The 16,849-nt window shown below is 69.8% G+C and carries 13 protein-coding genes and 2 pseudogenes; 11 read left to right on the top strand and 4 right to left on the bottom strand.

Going from position 1 to position 16,849, the window contains the following annotated elements:
* Window positions 1–295 precede the first annotated feature (295 nt).
* On the top strand, window positions 296–1,726 hold the full coding sequence (locus tag ACH5AC_RS12525) for an endo-1,4-beta-xylanase (RefSeq protein WP_398861723.1): 1,431 nt from the start codon (window positions 296–298) through the stop codon (window positions 1,724–1,726).
* A 31-nt stretch (window positions 1,727–1,757) separates the two neighbouring features.
* Window positions 1,758–3,149 carry an RICIN domain-containing protein gene (locus ACH5AC_RS12520; protein ID WP_398861722.1) on the top strand — a complete coding sequence of 464 codons (1,392 nt, stop codon included), beginning with the start codon at window positions 1,758–1,760 and terminating at the stop codon, window positions 3,147–3,149.
* A 187-nt stretch (window positions 3,150–3,336) separates the two neighbouring features.
* On the opposite strand, the gene ACH5AC_RS12515 is transcribed toward ACH5AC_RS12520, so the two are convergent.
* Complete coding sequence (locus tag ACH5AC_RS12515; RefSeq protein WP_398861721.1) at window positions 3,337–3,738, bottom strand: CATRA system-associated protein; 402 nt, start codon at window positions 3,736–3,738, stop codon at window positions 3,337–3,339.
* Window positions 3,739–3,868: 130 nt separating this feature from the next.
* Between ACH5AC_RS12515 and ACH5AC_RS12510 the strand changes: the two genes are divergently transcribed.
* From ACH5AC_RS12510 to ACH5AC_RS12495, 4 genes are all read left to right on the top strand, one after another.
* A complete protein-coding gene (locus tag ACH5AC_RS12510) occupies window positions 3,869–5,302 on the top strand; it encodes a macro domain-containing protein (RefSeq protein WP_398861720.1) in 1,434 nt (477 codons plus the stop codon).
* Complete coding sequence (locus tag ACH5AC_RS12505) at window positions 5,292–7,151, top strand: CATRA conflict system CASPASE/TPR repeat-associated protein (protein ID WP_398861719.1); 1,860 nt, start codon at window positions 5,292–5,294, stop codon at window positions 7,149–7,151. Before ACH5AC_RS12510 ends, ACH5AC_RS12505 begins: the two co-directional genes overlap by 11 nt.
* A gap of 96 nt (window positions 7,152–7,247) precedes the next feature.
* Window positions 7,248–7,571 carry a YkvA family protein gene (locus ACH5AC_RS12500; RefSeq protein ID WP_398861718.1) on the top strand — a complete coding sequence of 108 codons (324 nt, stop codon included), beginning with the start codon at window positions 7,248–7,250 and terminating at the stop codon, window positions 7,569–7,571.
* 8 nt (window positions 7,572–7,579) lie between these two features.
* Window positions 7,580–10,105, top strand: coding sequence for a CHAT domain-containing protein (locus ACH5AC_RS12495; protein ID WP_398861717.1), 2,526 nt, complete (start codon window positions 7,580–7,582; stop codon window positions 10,103–10,105).
* 15 nt (window positions 10,106–10,120) lie between these two features.
* On the opposite strand, the gene ACH5AC_RS12490 is transcribed toward ACH5AC_RS12495, so the two are convergent.
* Window positions 10,121–10,750: a hypothetical protein gene (locus tag ACH5AC_RS12490; RefSeq protein ID WP_398861716.1), complete on the bottom strand. Its 630-nt coding sequence runs from the start codon at window positions 10,748–10,750 to the stop codon at window positions 10,121–10,123.
* Window positions 10,747–11,082 carry a hypothetical protein gene (locus ACH5AC_RS12485; protein WP_398861715.1) on the bottom strand — a complete coding sequence of 112 codons (336 nt, stop codon included), beginning with the start codon at window positions 11,080–11,082 and terminating at the stop codon, window positions 10,747–10,749. The genes ACH5AC_RS12490 and ACH5AC_RS12485 overlap by 4 nt, the downstream gene beginning before the upstream one ends.
* A gap of 345 nt (window positions 11,083–11,427) precedes the next feature.
* On the opposite strand from ACH5AC_RS12485, the pseudogene ACH5AC_RS12480 reads away from it, so the two are divergent.
* Together ACH5AC_RS12480 and ACH5AC_RS12475 are read left to right on the top strand one after the other, a co-directional pair.
* Window positions 11,428–11,820: pseudogene (locus ACH5AC_RS12480) on the top strand (GNAT family N-acetyltransferase); the annotation flags it as partial.
* Between the two features lie 556 nt (window positions 11,821–12,376).
* A complete protein-coding gene (locus ACH5AC_RS12475) occupies window positions 12,377–12,721 on the top strand; it encodes a MerR family transcriptional regulator (protein ID WP_398861714.1) in 345 nt (114 codons plus the stop codon).
* A 329-nt stretch (window positions 12,722–13,050) separates the two neighbouring features.
* Here the strand turns inward: ACH5AC_RS12475 and ACH5AC_RS12470 are convergent, their stop codons facing one another.
* Entirely contained in the window at window positions 13,051–14,736 is a 1,686-nt protein-coding gene (locus ACH5AC_RS12470; protein WP_398861713.1) for a ribonuclease J, read from the bottom strand.
* Window positions 14,737–15,167: 431 nt separating this feature from the next.
* On the opposite strand from ACH5AC_RS12470, the gene ACH5AC_RS12465 reads away from it, so the two are divergent.
* The 3 genes and pseudogenes from ACH5AC_RS12465 (at window position 15,168) to ACH5AC_RS12455 (ending at window position 16,842) form a co-directional block, all read left to right on the top strand.
* Complete coding sequence (locus ACH5AC_RS12465) at window positions 15,168–15,371, top strand: cold-shock protein (protein ID WP_086605444.1); 204 nt, start codon at window positions 15,168–15,170, stop codon at window positions 15,369–15,371.
* A gap of 513 nt (window positions 15,372–15,884) precedes the next feature.
* Window positions 15,885–15,983: pseudogene (locus ACH5AC_RS12460) on the top strand (3-oxoadipate enol-lactone hydrolase); the annotation flags it as partial.
* A gap of 343 nt (window positions 15,984–16,326) precedes the next feature.
* The gene (locus tag ACH5AC_RS12455; RefSeq protein WP_398861712.1) at window positions 16,327–16,842 is read left to right on the top strand and encodes a hypothetical protein; all 516 of its coding nucleotides are present in this window, start codon (window positions 16,327–16,329) and stop codon (window positions 16,840–16,842) included.
* The last annotated feature ends 7 nt before the right edge of the window (window positions 16,843–16,849 follow it).

Here is a 16,849-nt window from a genome sequence, read left to right as displayed (position 1 = left end):
AGCAATCTGTGCTGCACGACAGATCCGCGCACCACAGCACCCGCGCCACCCCGTTTACGTTCCGGTGAGGTTCGCGCCAGCGCATCCCGGCTCGTCGCGCAGTTGGAGAGGTACGCGACGCCGCGTGGCGGTCCCCCGGCTGAGCCGCGATGGAGTACCCCCATGCCTCTGTCGAAACACCGCCGCCGGGAGGAACCCGGGGGACATCGGAGGCCGACCGGGTGCTGTCCGGGCCGGTCGAGACCGTTCCGCCGCACTTCAGTCCTTCCGTGATTTCTACCCTGGAGGCACAGTCATGGGTTCGTATGCCATCCCCCCACCCGCCGTCCGCCGGAGGCTCCGCGGTCTGCTGACAGCGCTGTTCATCGGCGTCCTCGGTGTGGCCGGCGCACTGGTCGCGCCGCCGGGCGCACAGGCCGCGGAGACCACGCTCGGCGCCGCGGCGGCACAGAGCGGTCGCTACTTCGGCACCGCCATCGCCTCGGGCAGGCTGGGCGACTCGGCGTACACGACGATCGCGGCCCGCGAGTTCAACTCGGTGACGGCCGAGAACGAGATGAAGATCGACGCCACCGAACCCCAGCGGGGCCAGTTCAACTTCGCCGCCGGTGACCGCGTCTACAACTGGGCGGTGCAGAACGGCAAGCAGGTGCGCGGCCACACGCTGGCCTGGCACTCCCAGCAGCCCGGCTGGATGCAGGCCCTCAGCGGCAGCGCGCTGCGCCAGGCCATGATCGACCACATCAACGGCGTGATGCGCCACTACAGGGGCAAGATCGTCCAGTGGGACGTCGTGAACGAGGCTTTCGCCGACGGCAGTTCGGGAGCCCGGCGCGACTCCAACCTGCAGCGCACCGGCAACGACTGGATCGAGGTCGCCTTCCGCACCGCGCGCGCCGCCGACCCGGCCGCCAAGCTCTGCTACAACGACTACAACGTCGAGAACTGGACCTGGGCCAAGACCCAGGCCATGTACGCCATGGTCCGGGACTTCAAGCAGCGCGGCGTGCCGATCGACTGCGTCGGCTTCCAGGCACACTTCAACAACAACAGCCCCTACAACAGCAACTTCCGCACCACCCTGCAGAGCTTCGCCGCCCTCGGCGTCGACGTGGCCATCACCGAACTCGACATCCAGGGCGCCTCGCCCACGACCTACGCCAACGTGACCAACGACTGCCTGGCAGTCCCGCGCTGCCTCGGCATCACCGTGTGGGGTGTGCGCGACACCGACTCCTGGCGATCGGAGCAGACGCCTCTGCTGTTCAACGGCAACGGCAGCAAGAAGCCGGCCTACACCGCCGTCCTCGACGCACTCAACGGCGGCACCTCCACGCCCCCTTCGGATTCCGGACAGATCAAGGGCGTCGGTTCGGGCCGCTGCCTGGACGTGCCCGGCACCAGCACCACCGACGGCACCCAGCTCCACCTGTGGGACTGCCACAACGGCACCAACCAGCAGTGGACGTACACCGCCGCCGGCGAGCTCAGGGTCTACGGCAACAAGTGCCTGGACGCCGCCGGCACCGGCAACGGCGCCAAAGTCCAGATCTACAGCTGCTGGGGTGGCGACAACCAGAAATGGCGCTTCACCTCCGACGGCACCATCGTCGGCGTCCAGTCGGGGCTCTGCCTCGACGCCGCCGCGAGCGGCACCGCCAACGGCACCCTGATCCAGCTCTACTCCTGCTGGAACGGCAGCAACCAACGCTGGACCCGCACCTGAGGGGACCTGCCACACACGAAGGAGTGGATCGATGAAGACCCATGGTGCGGCTCCCCCCGCCCCTCCACCGGGACATCGCTGGTGGTCCCGGTTCACCGCCGCGGTGGCAGCGGTCCTCGCGACCGGCATGCTCGTCGCGACGATGACTGGGCACGCCCAGGCGACGACGGCGCCCGCCGAGGCTGCGGCGGTGGACACCAACGCCTGGTACGTCCTGGTCAATCGCAACAGCGGCAAGGCGCTGGACGTCTCCGGCGTGTCCACCACCGACGGCGCGCGGATCAGCCAGTGGACGCGCCACGACGGAGCCAACCAGCAGTGGCAGTTCGTGGACTCCGGCGGCGGCTTCTACCGGCTCAAGGCCCGGCATTCGGGCAAGGTTCTCGACGTGGCCGGCGCCTCGACCGCCGACGGTGCCGCGATCCAGCAGTGGGCCGACGGCAACGGGACCAACCAGCAGTTCCGCCTGGCCGACTCCGACGCGGGCCACGTCCGGCTGATCAACCGCAACAGCGGCAAGGCGGTGGAGGTGCAGGGCGCCTCCACCGCCGACGGCGGCAACGTCGTCCAGTACAGCGACTGGGGCGGCGCCAACCAGCAATGGCAGATGGTCAAGCTGTCGTCCGGTGGCGGCGGCGGATGTGGCAGCGCCCCGACCCTGGCGAGCGGTACGCACACGATTCAGAGCGGCGGCAAGAGCCGCAGCTTCATCCTCAGGGTTCCCGCCAACTACGACAACAGCCGCCCCTACCGGCTGATCTTCGCGTTCCACTGGCGGGGCGGAACCGCCGGCGACGTCGCCTCGGGCGGCACGAGCGGGAACGCCTGGTCCTACTACGGCCAGCAAGAACAGTCGAACAACACCGCGATCCTCGTCGCCCCTCAGGGCCTCGGCAACGGCTGGGCCAATGCGGGCGGTGAGGACGTCACCTTCGTCGACGACATGATCCGGCGAATCGAGGGCGGCCTCTGCGTCAACCCGGCACAGCGTTTCGCCACGGGCTTCAGCTGGGGCGGCGGCATGAGCTACGCACTCGCATGCGCCCGGGCGAACGTCTTCAGGGCCGTCGCGGTCATCGCCGGCGCCCAGATCAGCGGGTGCAGCGGCGGCACCCAGCCCATCGCCTACTTCGGAATCCACGGCATCAGCGACTCCGTCCTCAACATCTCGCAAGGACGGTCCCTGCGCGACAGATTCGTCGGCAACAACGGCTGCACTCCCCAGAGCCCGCGCGAGCCCGCGCCGGGCAGCCGAACGCACATCACGACGACCTACTCGGGCTGCCGCGCCGGCCACCCGGTCCAATGGGCCGCGTTCGACGGAGGCCACATACCCGGTCCGGTCGACGGCTCCCCGGGCGAAAGCGGCGTCGCCACCTGGACCAAGGCAGAGATCTGGAGGTTCTTCGCACAGTTCCAGTGACACACCCGCACCACGGAGTGGAGCCAGGACCATCCTGGCTCCACTCCGCCGACTGCGGGACTGGGCCGCTGTGAATGCTGGGTGGTCGCGCCTTGCGACGTACGGGCAGACAGTGACGGTGGACCATCAATGGTGCGTGGGATCGCCGGCTCGGCTGGAGCCTGTCGTTCGGATCATGCGAAGGGCCTCACTGGCCGCCGGTGGAGCCGGCGCCGCGCGGCTCGTCGCTGGACCGCGGGGCGTGGTCGGGGGCGGAACCCTCGGCGCCGCCCCGGAGCGTGTGCACCAAGTGGTTGACCCTCTCCCGGAGTCGGGCGGGTGCGGAGACCGCCGCGGTCCTGGTCACCGGGGTGATGCGGTCGGGCGCCGCGAGTTGCAGCTGTACCAGCGCCCTGCGCAGTGTCGGGACGTCGCTGTCGGCTCCCGTGGCCGTCAGCGCGTCGACGGGCCCGTCGAGCTGTTGCCAGTCGGTGTCGGGCAACTGCCATGTCGACACCGAGTGTTCGAGGAGGGTGAGGATCTGCGCGACGAGCGCGGTCCTGCCGTCCCCGTCGGGTGACCGGGGCGAGAACGCGTGGGGCTGCGGCATGAACTTCAGCATATCGGGTTGATTCCGCTCACCGGGAGGGGAACGTATTTACGCACGGTGCGCCCCTGGACGCTCTTGGTAGGCTCGATGTCACCCCTCAGGGGGAACGGGGTCGGCGATGGAGTCGTGAGTGGCGCGCATCCGCATAAGCGTTCTGGGCAACACTGTTGTGCGCCGCGACGGCGAGGACATCAGACTCACCCCCCTCACCACCAGGCTGCTGCTCCGGCTCGTCACGGCTCAGGGCGAGGCGGTGCCCTGCGGCGACCTCTACACGGACCTCTGGGGAGAACCGGTCCGTGGCAGAATCAGCCGCCCGCACCGCACCGAGGTCCAGAAACGAGTCCTGGAACTGCGCCGCGCCCTGGACTCCGCAAGGGCGAGCGACGGCACCTCGGTGCTGCGCACCGAGCAGGTGCTGACGGGACAGGGCCGGGACTCGGCCTACCGTCTGGTGCTGAACCCGGACCAAATCGACGTCCTGGAGTTCACCGGCCTGTTCAACCAGGCCGCACACGCCGCCCCGGCGACCGCGGCGGTGCTGCTGACCAAGGCACTCGGCCTGTGGCGGGGCACGCCACTTCCCGAGGTGGCGGACGCGGTCTTCGCCGAGCCCCTGATACGGCGGCTGACCACGACGTACGAATCCGTCTGCGCTGAACTGGTCGTCCTGCACACCGACTCCGGCCATCCCGAACTGGCCCTGCCGGTCGCCGAACGGCTGGTGGCCGGACGCCCGGACGATCTCGAGGCCCTCGCCGCTCTGACCAAGCTCCGGGCTCAGCTGCGCGAACGGCACGGGGCGGAACTCCTGCGGCGGGAGTTCCCCGCCCTGCGTACCTCGCTGGTGGTCAAGCGGGGCGATCTCTTCGAGGAGACGGACGCGAGCCTCGTCGCCGGTTTCGGTGACACCTTCGACACCGCCACCGAGAGGGACGCCATCATCAGCCGGGAGAGCGTCCAGGGACAGTTGCTGCACCGGCGCTACGGAGGTGACCGGACACTCCTCGACCGGGAACTGCGCAGCGGGCTGCGCGCGGTGACACCGGTCGGCCGGGAGTCCGCCCGGGACAAACCGAAGGGCAAACGGCTTCGCTACCCGATAGGGACCGTGGTCCCGCTGTCACTGCCGGAGCCCGGCGGGCGAGCGTTCGCGGTCGCGTACAGCCACCAGGGTCTCGACCTCGTCGCCCGGTCCAACCCCGAGGATCTGGGCGTGTCACTGGAGCGGCTGTGGGAGTCCGTGGCGGTGCACGGGCTGCTCCGGCCGGTGGCGATACCGCTGGTGGGAGCCGGGCTGGCCCGGGTCGCGCTCCGTGGCGAGCAGGTGATCCTCATGATCGTGAAGTCGTTCCTCCGGGCCTGTCGACAGGGGCCGGTCACCCCTGAACTGCGGATCGTCCTACGGCCACAGGATCTGCGGGGAGTGCGGTTGTCCGAGGTCGCCCAGTACATGGAGGCGCTGACCGGTGACGGACGACACCGCGATCGCGGACGGGCCGCCCGCGACGACTGGCGAGAGGACGAGCCGACGGCAGTCACCGGGAGCATCGATGATCCTTGACCAGCAGTTCGTCGCCCACCTCTACGCGCCGACCGACGGCCCCGACGCGACCGCCGCCTACCGACGGCTCAAGGAGATCTGGCGTGGGTGCGCGCTGCTGCTGCGCATGACCGAACCCGTACCGGGCACCGGACTTCCCCCCGTGCCACCGGACCACCTGGACGACGTCGTTGCCGAGGGCGAGGGGGCCATCGCCGCCCTGGAACGCGCGGGTGCCGACTGCCAGGCGATCCTGCGCCGGCACCACGACCTGCTCACTCTCTCGGTGGCACTGGCTCCGCCGGAGGCCCGGCTGCCCGCGGACGGCGCCACCGGTACGCGATGGCCGTGGTGGCGGACCCAGGACTACCAGTGGCACACCCTGGTCGCCGAACACCTGCCGTTGATGATCGGCGAGGCCCGGCTCCATCTGGCGCGCGTGGACGCGGAGGCCGGCATACGCGCGGCGGCGGCCGAACTCCACCAGTCACTGCACGCGTTGCTTCCCGAGACCGCGGAAGGGCTGCCCGGCCCTCAACCCGGTGTCGTTCTCCCGGACGGCGCGGCGGCGCTGTGGGAACACCCCGCCGCGCCCGACGAGCGAGCGCGACGGCGGTTCGTGCTGGCGATCCGCCCGGACGCCGACCCGGTGGCCAGCGCGTGGGTCTGGTCGAACGGCGACACGGGGATCCCGCCGCTGGCCCGCTACCTGGCGCACGCCGCCAAACTCCGCTACCAGCTCCGCGTGTGGCGACGCGACGACCAGGCACGACAGCTGCGGGACTCGATCGACCGGCTCGGAACGCAATTGCGTGCACTCGGGGCGGGTGGCGGGGCGCAGGCGGACCTGCTGCGGTTGCGCCGGTTCGACGCCCTCCTGCTGCGCACCGGCCTTCAGGAGATGCACCGGACGGTTGAGATCGCCGCCGACAATCTCACCCGGGCCTTCGACCTGGAGGGGATGCTGACCCCCGGTGGGCCCTTCGCCGACGACGCGGCCCTCGCCCGCTCGTTCCTGGAACGCCTCGACGACCAACTCGCCTACCTCGCGGTGGCCGCCGAGCGGGCCGCGCTGACGGCCGCGTCCGGCGTGCCGCCCGCCACTGGGCAGAGCGTCGAACCGGCCGCCGGAGGGCTACCCGCCATCAGGTCGACCCCCACCCGCGGCCCGGCTCCCCGGCCGGCGTCGCCTGCCGAGGCGCCTTGTGAACCCGGCCCGTCCACCGGCACGGAGGACCCCGATCCGGCGCGCAACGTCTTCGTCGTCTACGGCCGGGACGAACCGGCCCGCCGCGCGGTCTTCGACTTCCTGCGCACCATCGGACTGAACCCCCTGGAGTGGGAGGAGGTGGTCAGGCGCACGGGAAAGGCGACCCCCACGCTCGGCGAGGCCGTCGCCCGCGCGATACCGCTGGCCCGCGCGGTCGTCGTGCTGCTGACCCCCGATGACATCGTCCACCTCCACCCGGGCCTGCACGGACCGAAGGAACCACGGGCGGAGCGCGAACCGGGCCTCCAGGCCCGTCCCAACGTCCTGCTGGAACTCGGCATGGCCCTCGCCTTCCAGCCCTCCCGCACCGTACTGCTCCAGTTCGGTGAGCTGCGCCCGGCGACCGATCTCGGCGGCCTCAACTACCTCACGGTCACCGACACCCCCGACTTCCGGTCGAAACTCGCCAGTCGGCTGGAACTCGCCGGGTGCCGGGTCCGGCATCCGGGGCAGGACTGGCTCAGCGCCGGGGACTTCGGTGCCCTGCACGCCTACGACCGGGCACCCGTACTCCCGCCGGACGACGCGCCGGCACTCCCGCCGGAGCTGCCCGGCGGAGGGCCGGAAGCGGTCCGGAAGCGAACCGGAAGCGGCGGGTGATTCCTGCGGAAGCGGAAGCGCTTGTCTGATGGGTGTCACGGGCGCATATCCCGTCCGCACGTTCGCACGGTGCGGTGAGACGCGCAGGAGGAACCGATGAGTGAGCTGCCCACCGTCTTGCTGATCGTCATCGCGGTCGCGGTCGTGACCATGCTGGGGATCGCGATCGCCCTCGTGGTCAAACTGTGGAAGGTCTCCAAGCTGCTCCGCCACGAGGAGATGCCCTTCTCGAACAAGATGGTCTTCTACGGGTCCCTCCTCTACACGTTCAGCCCCGTCGACCTGCTTCCGGACCCCGTGTACCTGGACGACATCGGGTTGCTCGTGCTGGCGATCCGCTACGTCGAGAGCACGGCGAGGAGACTGGGCGTGCTGCCGGGCCACGGTGGGGCCAGGTCCGACGCCCTCAGCACGAGGTGAGGTGACGCATGCTCGGAAGGCTGCTCAACCGTGTCCGTGAGGCCCGTACGGCGCTGGCGGAACAGGTCCGCGCCGACAGGGAGGAGAAGGAGATCGACTTCCAGCTCACCGAGGCCGGGATGGGCAGGCTGCCCGCCGACCGCCTTGATGCGCTGGTCGGCCACCTCACCCGGCGGGCGGCGAGCGCGCCACCCGATCCCGCGCGGGCGAAGATCCAGCTCGTGAACGCGTTGATGCTGCGCTACCGCCTCAGTGGGTCGGCGCAGGACCTGAAGCGGCTGTCGGCCGAGTCGCGGGAACTGCTCGTCCTCCTGCCCGAGGGTGATCCGGGCCATCTCGTGGCGGTCGGACACCGGGTGATGGCGCTGTGCCTGCGGTACGAGGGGGACGGCGGCGACCCCGCCCACCTCGACGAGGCGATCTCGCTCGGGCGACCCCTGTTGGACGGGGACTGGCCGCACCCCCTGCTGCGGGTGCTGGTGGCCCACGGTGTCGCCAGCGCGCTCGTCAGCCGGTTCAAGGCCGTCGGTCGGCGCGAGGACCTGACCGACGGCGTGCGACTGCTGCGCGAGGTGTGCGACGAGGTTCCGGCGGAGTTTCCCGACCGGGCGCAGTTCCTCGCGGCGCTGGGGATGGCCCTGCTGTTCGAGTACGAGATGTCCGAGGACGGCGGTCACCTGGAGGAGGCGGTGCGACGGTGCCGGGAAGCCGCGCGGGTGGTCGACCGGGGCAGTACCGAGAGGCCACTGGCCTTCTCCCACCTCGCGATCGTTCTGAGCCATGCCGGTCGCCGTGCCGACGGTGACGAGGGCCTGCTGACGGAGGCGGTGGAGGCGAGCCGGGAGGCGGTCCGGGGTCTCCCGGCCGGGCACCCGGCCCGGGGCGACATCCTCAACCACCATGTCGCCACCATGATGTGGGCCGGGGAACTGCTGGCGCGCGTGGACTACCTGGACGAGGCACGGGCGACGAGCGACACGCTGGTGGCGGTACTGCCCCGGGAGCACCGCAGCCGCGGCGAGTTCCTGACCAACCGGGCCACGGCGGCACGCATGCGGTACGACCTGACGGGAGACGCCGACGACGCCGAGGTCGCCGTCGCCGCCTGGCGGGAGGTGACCGGGACGGACGGCGTCAAACCCTGGGCGCGGCTGGACACGGCCCAGAAGTGGGCCATGTTCGAAGCCGAACGCAACGCCTGGACCTCGGCACTCGAGGCATACCGGATCGCCGTGCACACACTGCCGCTGCTCGCTCACCGCGGACTCGACCGGTCCGACCAGGAACTGCACCTGGCGCGGCGCGCCTGGATCGGACTGGCGGCCGACGCGGCGGCGTGCGCGCTGAACACGGGTGACCCCGCCCTGGCCGTGGAACTGCTGGAACAGGGCCGTGGAGTGATCTGGGCCCAGTCGCTCGCCGCCGCGTCGGCCGTCGAACCGGCCGAGGTGACGCTGGCCTACCTGACGGAGCACTGGGCTGTCGACGGGGACGCCGTACTGATCAACTTCAGTCGCTGGCGCAGTGACGCGCTGGTGGTCTCGGCCGCCGGCGTGCGGGTGGTGCCGCTGCCCGGAATCGTCTTCGGCGAGGCGCTCGACACCCTCTTCTCACATCTGGGCGTGCTGCTCGGGGAGGTCGCGGCGGAGCGTCGGCAACGCAACGCGCACGCGCGGGACCTGCTGGAGTGGGCCTGGGAGATGATCGCGGAACCGGTCATGACGGCGCTCGGCCACGCCCCCGGGGCCGATGACGAGGTGCTGCCCCGGATCTGGTGGTGTCCGACGAGTGTGCTGTCGCTGGTGCCCCTGCACGCCGCGGGTCACCACGGCGTCGGGAGCGAGCCCGGCGACACCGTGATGGACCGGGTCGTTTCCTCCTACACCCCGACCCTCCACCTGCTGACCACCACCGAGCCGGCTCGGGCACCGCACGCCGAACCGGCGCGGCTGCTCCTCGTTGCGATGCCGGAGACCGAGGGGTACCCCCCTCTCGGTCTGTTCGAGGAGCAGCGGCTGGTCGAGCTGTTCCCGCGCGAGCGGCACACCCCCCTGAAGCGCGTGAAGGCCACGGGGGCGCGGGTGCTCGACGAGCTGCGGGGGCACCGCTACGCCTACTTCGGTTGCCACGGCGAACAGGACCTCGCCGACCCCTCCCGGGGCGGGCTGGTGCTCCACGACGGAGTGCTGACCGTGGCTCAGCTCGTGGGCGAAGCCCACTGCGGTGACCTGGCCTTCCTGGCGGCGTGCGAGACGGCCAACGGGGGACTGGTCAACATGGACGAGGCCATCAGTCTGACCGCCGCACTCCGCTTCGCGGGCTGGCGGAACGTGATCGGCTCGCTGTGGAAGGCCAACGACGCGACCATCGCAGAAGCGGCCAAGGCGGTCTTCGCCGCGGTCGCCGAGCGGGCCGACCCCACCCCGGACGACGTGGCGCGGGCCCTGCACAGCGCGACGCGGGAACTGCGGGACATCGCCGCGTCCCAGGCCGCCGTCACGCTGTGGGCGCCCTTCGTGCACATGGGCCGCTGACCACCGGCGGGCCGGTCAGCGGGCCGGACACGAGTCGACCGCGCTGAGGCTGAGCACCTCCCCGAGCGGAACGCGCAGGTCAGCGCTCCCGCTACGTACGGTCATGGTGCCGTTCTCGACCAGCCGGACGACGCCGCACGCGGTGACGTCAGGGGTGACCACCTCGATCCGGGGTTTCGCCCGGGCCGGCCCGTACCAGGTCACGCCGACGGCGGCGATCAGCACGACCGCGTGCGCCACCACCAGGGCACTGCCGCGGCGCAGGTCACGCGCGGCGGCGGTGGCCTGCCCGTGCTCGTCCGCGACCCGGCCGGGGAGCCTGTCGGCGGGCAGCACCCGGGGCATGCCGTGCGCGGCCCGCAACACCCACCAGGCCGCCACTGCGCCGGTCACGGCGGCCAGTGCCAGCAGCACGCCCACCGCGATGCCCGGCGCGGGCGAGAGCTGCGTGATGTCCGAGCGGCCCTTGACCAGACCGAAGCCGATGAGCCCGACCATCAGCCCGCCCAGACCGTTGCGCCAGGCGACCGCCGCGGAGCGGATGCGCTCCAGCTCGGCCCCGTTCAGCAGTTCCTCGCGGTGCTGTGCCCGGTGCAGGTCGCCGGGTGTCGCCGGGGGGCCGGGCCGCAGTATCGGCCCGGTCACGACGGTTCCGCCCGTGCCACGACGATGTTCCAGTACGCTCCGCAGCCGGTACGGCCGTCCGGCCGCCCGGCGTGTGTGTTCTGACACCCGCACCGCATGGTGTGGTAGGGCTCGGCCGTGGCCGTGGTGGACCCGCCGCCCCGGACGATGTCCTCCACGAGGTGCACGGACATCGTCCCGCGGCACCGTGGACACGGGCCCTCGAGAAGGGTGATGCCCGGCGAGACCGGGAACGGGACGAAGTCGCGTGCGGCGGTCTCCGCGTAGTCGTCGCGGCTGATCTCCGCGTAGAGCAGGTCGCTCCGTGGGCACTGCGCCTGTTGCCCGGGCATGGGTGGCCTCCTTCAGCACGGATGACGTGCCCACCGTGCCGGGCGGACACCTTCCTGCGAGGAAACCCGCGGCGGTGCTACCGGGAGGAGCCCCCAACTGCTTCCGCACCGCTTCCTTCTCGCTTCCGGAGCGGGCCGGGGACCGGCGGACGGAACCCACGACGGCCGTGCGGCCGTCACCGGTCCTGGCTATGGAGCAGGGCTGTCCCTTTGGCGGGGCCGGGCGACACAGCACTGTTCCGTGCCTGCGCAGGTTCGGCGGCGCCGAGGAGGATACCGGTACCGGTCAGGACGTGCTCCAGGCCACCCGCATCACACTGTCCTTGCCGGCCCGGCTCATGGAGCATCTCCCGCACGTGCTGGCACCGGTGGGTGTCGGACCGGACAGCGCTGGCCTACGAGGGTAAGTACGCAGCCGCAGTCGCGGGCCACCGGGTCGGTCCTGACTGGATCGAGGCCCACCGCGCCTACGTAGCCGTCGGCTCTGACGGGCATGGAGGCCGAGTCCTCGGGTTCTACTCGCTCGTCCTCGCTCCACCGGAGCTCGACCTGCTGGTCGTCGCCGACGAAGCGCAAGGACGGGGTATTGGACGACTGCTCGTCGCGCACATGCAATCCGAGGCCCGTGCCGCCGGGCTCGACCGTGTCATGGTCGTGTCGCACCTCCCCGCCGAGGACTTCTACCATCGCGTCGGTGCAGTACGGATCGGGACCGCGCTCGCGAATCCGCCCGCCGTCCTCGCAGGGCACCGGCTTCGTCTGCATGGCGCGCTCCGTGTGTGCCGTCGTCTCTGCGGCGGCGGGGGATCGCTTGGGACCGCCATTCGAGTGAGCACTCTTCCTGGTGTGCCTGCGGTAGAAGCAGAAGCGGACTCCATGGAGAAAAACTGTCATGGCTGCAGTAGACATTCCGCCGTCGCAGGGTTAGCGTTATCGGCGTACCCAGAAGTCGAAGTGGGCACAGCAGGCACGAACTGCTGTGCAGGTAGACCAGAAGGACACGGCCCCAGCGGGGCTGTGAGCAGCACCTGTGGTATCCGCATATCGAAAGGTAAAGGAGCAGAACGCCATCAGGATCGCCCGGGCGAGGAAGCAGTCCGCCCGGGTACCGCAAGGCCCCGGATTGGAAGGTGGTCCCCGGTCACGCATCCGCGATCCCCGCAACCCCGCCCTCCCGGGCGGCTGCGGAAAAAGAAGGCCGGCGCAGCGCGCCGGTAGATGGTGTTGAAAGCTCGGGGCCCGGGTGCCGTTCTGGCACCCGGGCCCCCCGACGCGTCTCCGAAAGAAGAGGTCTATGCCGCCTGCCGGTTCCCGTCCCGTCGACCCTCTCGATGATGACGACTACCCCGCCTACACCATGGGCCGGGCCGCCGAGATGCTCGGCACCACCCCTGCCTTCCTCCGTGCCCTCGGTGAACACCGCTTGATCACCCCGCTGCGCTCCGATGGCGGCCATCGCCGCTACTCCCGTTACCAGCTGCGCATCGCCGCCCGCGCCCGAGAACTCGTCGACCAGGGCACCGCCATAGAGGCCGCCTGCCGCATCGTCATCCTCGAAGACCAGCTCGAAGAGGCGCAGCGCATCAACGAGCGACTGCGCGCCGAAGGCGGCAAGCCTCAGCCGAAGACATCAGCCTGACCAGAACGCCCGAACCCGAGGCAACCGATGCAGCGCCGACGGGCGAGGCCGCCTAGGGATCGCACCGCCGTCCCTGCCGCTCAGGCGGGCTCAACGCGTTGACCGAACTCCGCCGGAAGAGAGAACCGCGAGCGGGCGTGATGCATGTAGTTGGGTGACGAGGGGCGAACCCGGGGAAGAAGGAGCGGCAACCGACAGGAGGTTGCCCTGGGTGGCGGGGATCTGGAATCTGGGGCAGCTCCTGGCCACCGCTGAGGCGGCACCGCCCGGGAAGTCCGTCGTGGGCGGGGCCGCGACCGGGGCCGGCGGCCGTGCTGCCGGGCTGTGGCTCAGGCGTCGATGATGACGGGGATGATGAGGGGCTTGCGGCGGTGGGTGCGGAACGCCCAGTTCGCCACGGCGCGGGCGAGGAGCTGTTCGAGTTGGCGCGCGTCGCCGACGCCTTCCTCGGCCGCGGTGGCCAAAGTCTTCTCGATGACGGGGATGACCGGCTCGAACGTGGAGTCGTCGTGGACGAAGCCCCGCGCCAGGAAGTCGGGGGCTTCGGCGAGGGCGCCGGTGTCTGCGTCGACGATCGCCACCACCGTGACCACGCCTTCGGCGGCGAGGGTGAGGCGGTCCTTGAGGGACGCTTCGGTGGCGCCGCCGACTTCCATGCCGTCCACATAGACGTTGCCGGCGGGGACCTTGCCGGTGATGGACGCGCGCCCGTCGACCAGGTCGACGACGACGCCGTCCTCGGCGATGACGACCCGGTCGGGGTCGACACCGGTACGGATGGCGAGGTCGGCGTTGGCCCGCAGGTGGCGCCATTCGCCGTGCACGGGCATGACGTTGCGGGGTTTGACGATGTTGTAGCAGTAGACGAGTTCGCCGGCGCTGGCGTGCCCGGAGACGTGCACCTTGGCATTGCCCTTGTGGACCACGTGGGCGCCCCACCGGGTGAGTCCGTTGATCACCCGGTAGATGGCGTTCTCGTTGCCGGGGATGAGGGAGCTGGCGAGCAGGACGGTGTCGCCCTTGCCGATCCGGATCATGTGGTCGCGGTTGGCCATCCGTGACAGCGCGGCCATCGGTTCGCCCTGAGAGCCGGTGCACACCAGCGTGATCTTGTGGTCCGGGAGCTTCTCCAGTTCCTTCGTGCTCACGACCAGACCGGAGGGGACCTTCAGATAGCCCAGGTCACGGGCGATGCCCATGTTGCGGACCATCGACCGGCCGACGAAGGCGACCTTGCGGCCGTGCTGGTGGGCGGCGTCCAGGACCTGCTGGATGCGGTGCACGTGGCTGGCGAAGCTGGAGACGATGACCCGGCGCGGCGCGGTGCGCATCACCTGCTCGATGGCCGGGTTCAGCTCACGCTCGGAGGTGGTGAAGCCGGGTACTTCGGCGTTGGTGGAGTCGGTGAGGAACAGGTCCACGCCCTCCTCGCCGAGGCGGGCGAAAGCTCGCAGATCGGTGATGCGGTCGTCGAGAGGGAACTGGTCCATCTTGAAGTCGCCGGTGTGCAGCACCATCCCGGCCCGGGTGCGGATCGCGACCGCGAGGCTGTCGGGGATGGAGTGGTTGACCGCCACGAACTCGCAGTCGAAGGGCCCGAAGCCGCGCCGGTCGCCCTCCCGCACCCGTACCGTGCGCGGCCGGATGCCGTGTTCCTTGAGCTTGGCCTCCAGGAACGCCAGCGTCAGCTTGGAGCCGACGACGGGAATGTCGGACCGCTCGCGCAGCAGGTACGGCACGCCACCGATGTGGTCCTCGTGACCGTGAGTGAGTACCACGGCCACGATGTCGTCCAGCCGGTCCCGGATCGAGGTGAAGTCCGGCAGGATCACGTCCACGCCGGGCTGGGTCTCCTCGGGGAACAGCACACCGCAGTCGACGATGAGCAGCTTGCCCGCGTGCTCGAAGACGGTCATGTTGCGGCCGATCTCACCCAGGCCGCCCAGGGCGATGACCCGCAGCCCTCCTTCGGGAAGGGATGGGGCGGCTTTCAGTTCGGGGTGCGGATGACTCATACCCTGACGGTACCCGGAGAGCGGGACAGGGAGTGGTGAAAGCGGTACCACCCTCCGTGGCCGAACCGTTCGCCCGGTGCTGGAGAAGATCTCGTGCACCTCAGTGAGGCCCACCCGGAAAACAGTCGGCGGCGGGGAGGCCATGCCTCGCCGCCGCCTTGTGCAGAAGAAGGGCACGAAACTGCTTGATCACCATCGATCGAGCCTCACGGGCGATCCAGCCCTTGGTCCCGGGCCGGATACTGGCGCGTTATCGCTGGCGGCTTCCGCCATGCCGTTATAGCGTTGTGATCAGCAGTCGTGGTTCCGAAGTTCCGTTCGCCCGTGATCGCCATCACGGGCGTTCTTGCTGTTCAGCACCTCTCCGGACCAGGGCGATCACCTCCCGGGCGTGCAGGGTGCGGGCCCGGTTTCCCTCGAAGGAGACAGTCATGGCCAAGGGCACAGTGAAGTGGTTCAACAGCGAGAAGGGCTTCGGCTTCATCGAGCAGGAGGGTGGCGGCCCCGACGTTTTCGCCCACTACTCCAACATCGCCAGCCAGGGTTACCGCGAGCTGCACGAGGGCCAGAAGGTCGAGTTCGACGTCACGCAGGGCCAGAAGGGCCCGCAGGCGGAGAACATCCGCCCCGCCTGATCGCGCGCCTCGGTAAGGGCCCGGCATCCCGGCTTCGGGACGCCGGGCCCTTACCGTCTGCCGCAGTGATCAGCGGGCCAGAGCCGATCGGCGTCTCGCGCGCCCCAACGAGCCATTGGCACGAACAGTGCGCGGAACTGCTGGTACGACGGCGCCAGGCAGGTGACAGGGCAGTGCCGGACGCAGGTGGACTGCGGCGGTTCGACCGTCGACGGCGATGACGCGGTGGCGGAGTCGGGCCGAGGACTACCTTCCGGTTCGTGGAACTCCGGCCGGCCAGCGTCGTTCTTCATTTTCGGGGTCGGGCGAGTCGACCCCGCGCCCGCGGTGATGCTCCGCAGGGCGACAAGCGGGGCGAATGGGACGGTTGCGCAGTGCCGTCCCGGGCGGGGGTCTGAAGATCATCCGATGCCTCAAGCGGTATGCCGCCCGAGAGGTCCTCAACCTGGTCAGGACGGTATCCACCAAACCCCCGTTATAGGGGCGTCCGTGATACGTGAGAGGGTCTGAGGCGTGAGTGAGACACCGTCGAACACCCTGCAATACCGCTTTGACGGGCCAGAAGAGGCTCCGGTCCTGATCTTGGGTCCCTCCCTGGGTACCACATGGCACAGGTTGTAGGGACCGTCTTTGGGGTCCACGTCAGTCCAGGGCGGGTGTGTAGTGGCAGGTCAGGGCATCGCAGTCCGGGGGAGTCGGCGTAGTTGGTGACAGACGTGTGACAGCGCCTGTGAGAGAGGCGTTCGACGGCAAGCCCCTGCAGACGCGGCCGGAGGGCGCTTCCGCTGTAGCTCCGGCGGTGGCACCGCACCCCCGGGTTCTCCTCCAGCGAGCACTTGACGCGAGGGCGTAGCGATGACACACCTGCGGTAGACGCGGCCCGGGGCCCTTGGCGACCAACAGGTCATAGCCTTCGCCTCTGCAAAGTCGAACGCCCTTGGAGGTGTCTGAGGCGATGCCTGCCCCCGCCAAGGAGCGCACGGGCTTCTCGTCTGCGGGCTGTTCATGGTCGCGCAAGCCGGCCAACATCTCTTTGTTCCGGTGCGGAGATTGGGGGTCTCGCGTGGTGTCGGTGCAGAGCAATGATCAGCGGCTGCTGGAGCGCATCTTGGAGGACCAGCATCGTAAGCTCGCGCCGGACAAGAGCCGGGACGACTTCTTCACGTTCTTCGCCGCGGACAAGGCTCTGCAGGACTGGGACCTGGACAACGACGAGATCACGGACGGCATCGTCGACGGTGCGCACGACTGCGGAATTGACGGTATCTGGACGTTCGTGGACGAGCGCTACATCACCGCTGACGCGCATCAGTTCCTTCCGCCACGTGCTGGCAAGATCGAGCTGGTCATCCTGCAGGCGAAGAACTCGTCGGGTTACCAGGAGTCTGTGATCGAGAAGCTTCACTTCCATCTGCCGGCTCTGCTGGATATGGGCCGGGAGGAGGAGATGGCGTCCCTTGACGTGGTGTAGCCGATCA

The organism is Streptomyces sp. NPDC018693 (genome assembly GCF_044391385.1).
In the GTDB taxonomy this organism is placed as follows: domain Bacteria; phylum Actinomycetota; class Actinomycetes; order Streptomycetales; family Streptomycetaceae; genus Streptomyces.
Note: the sequence above shows the minus strand (reverse complement) of the source record. Positions and strands in the feature narration are given on the sequence as shown.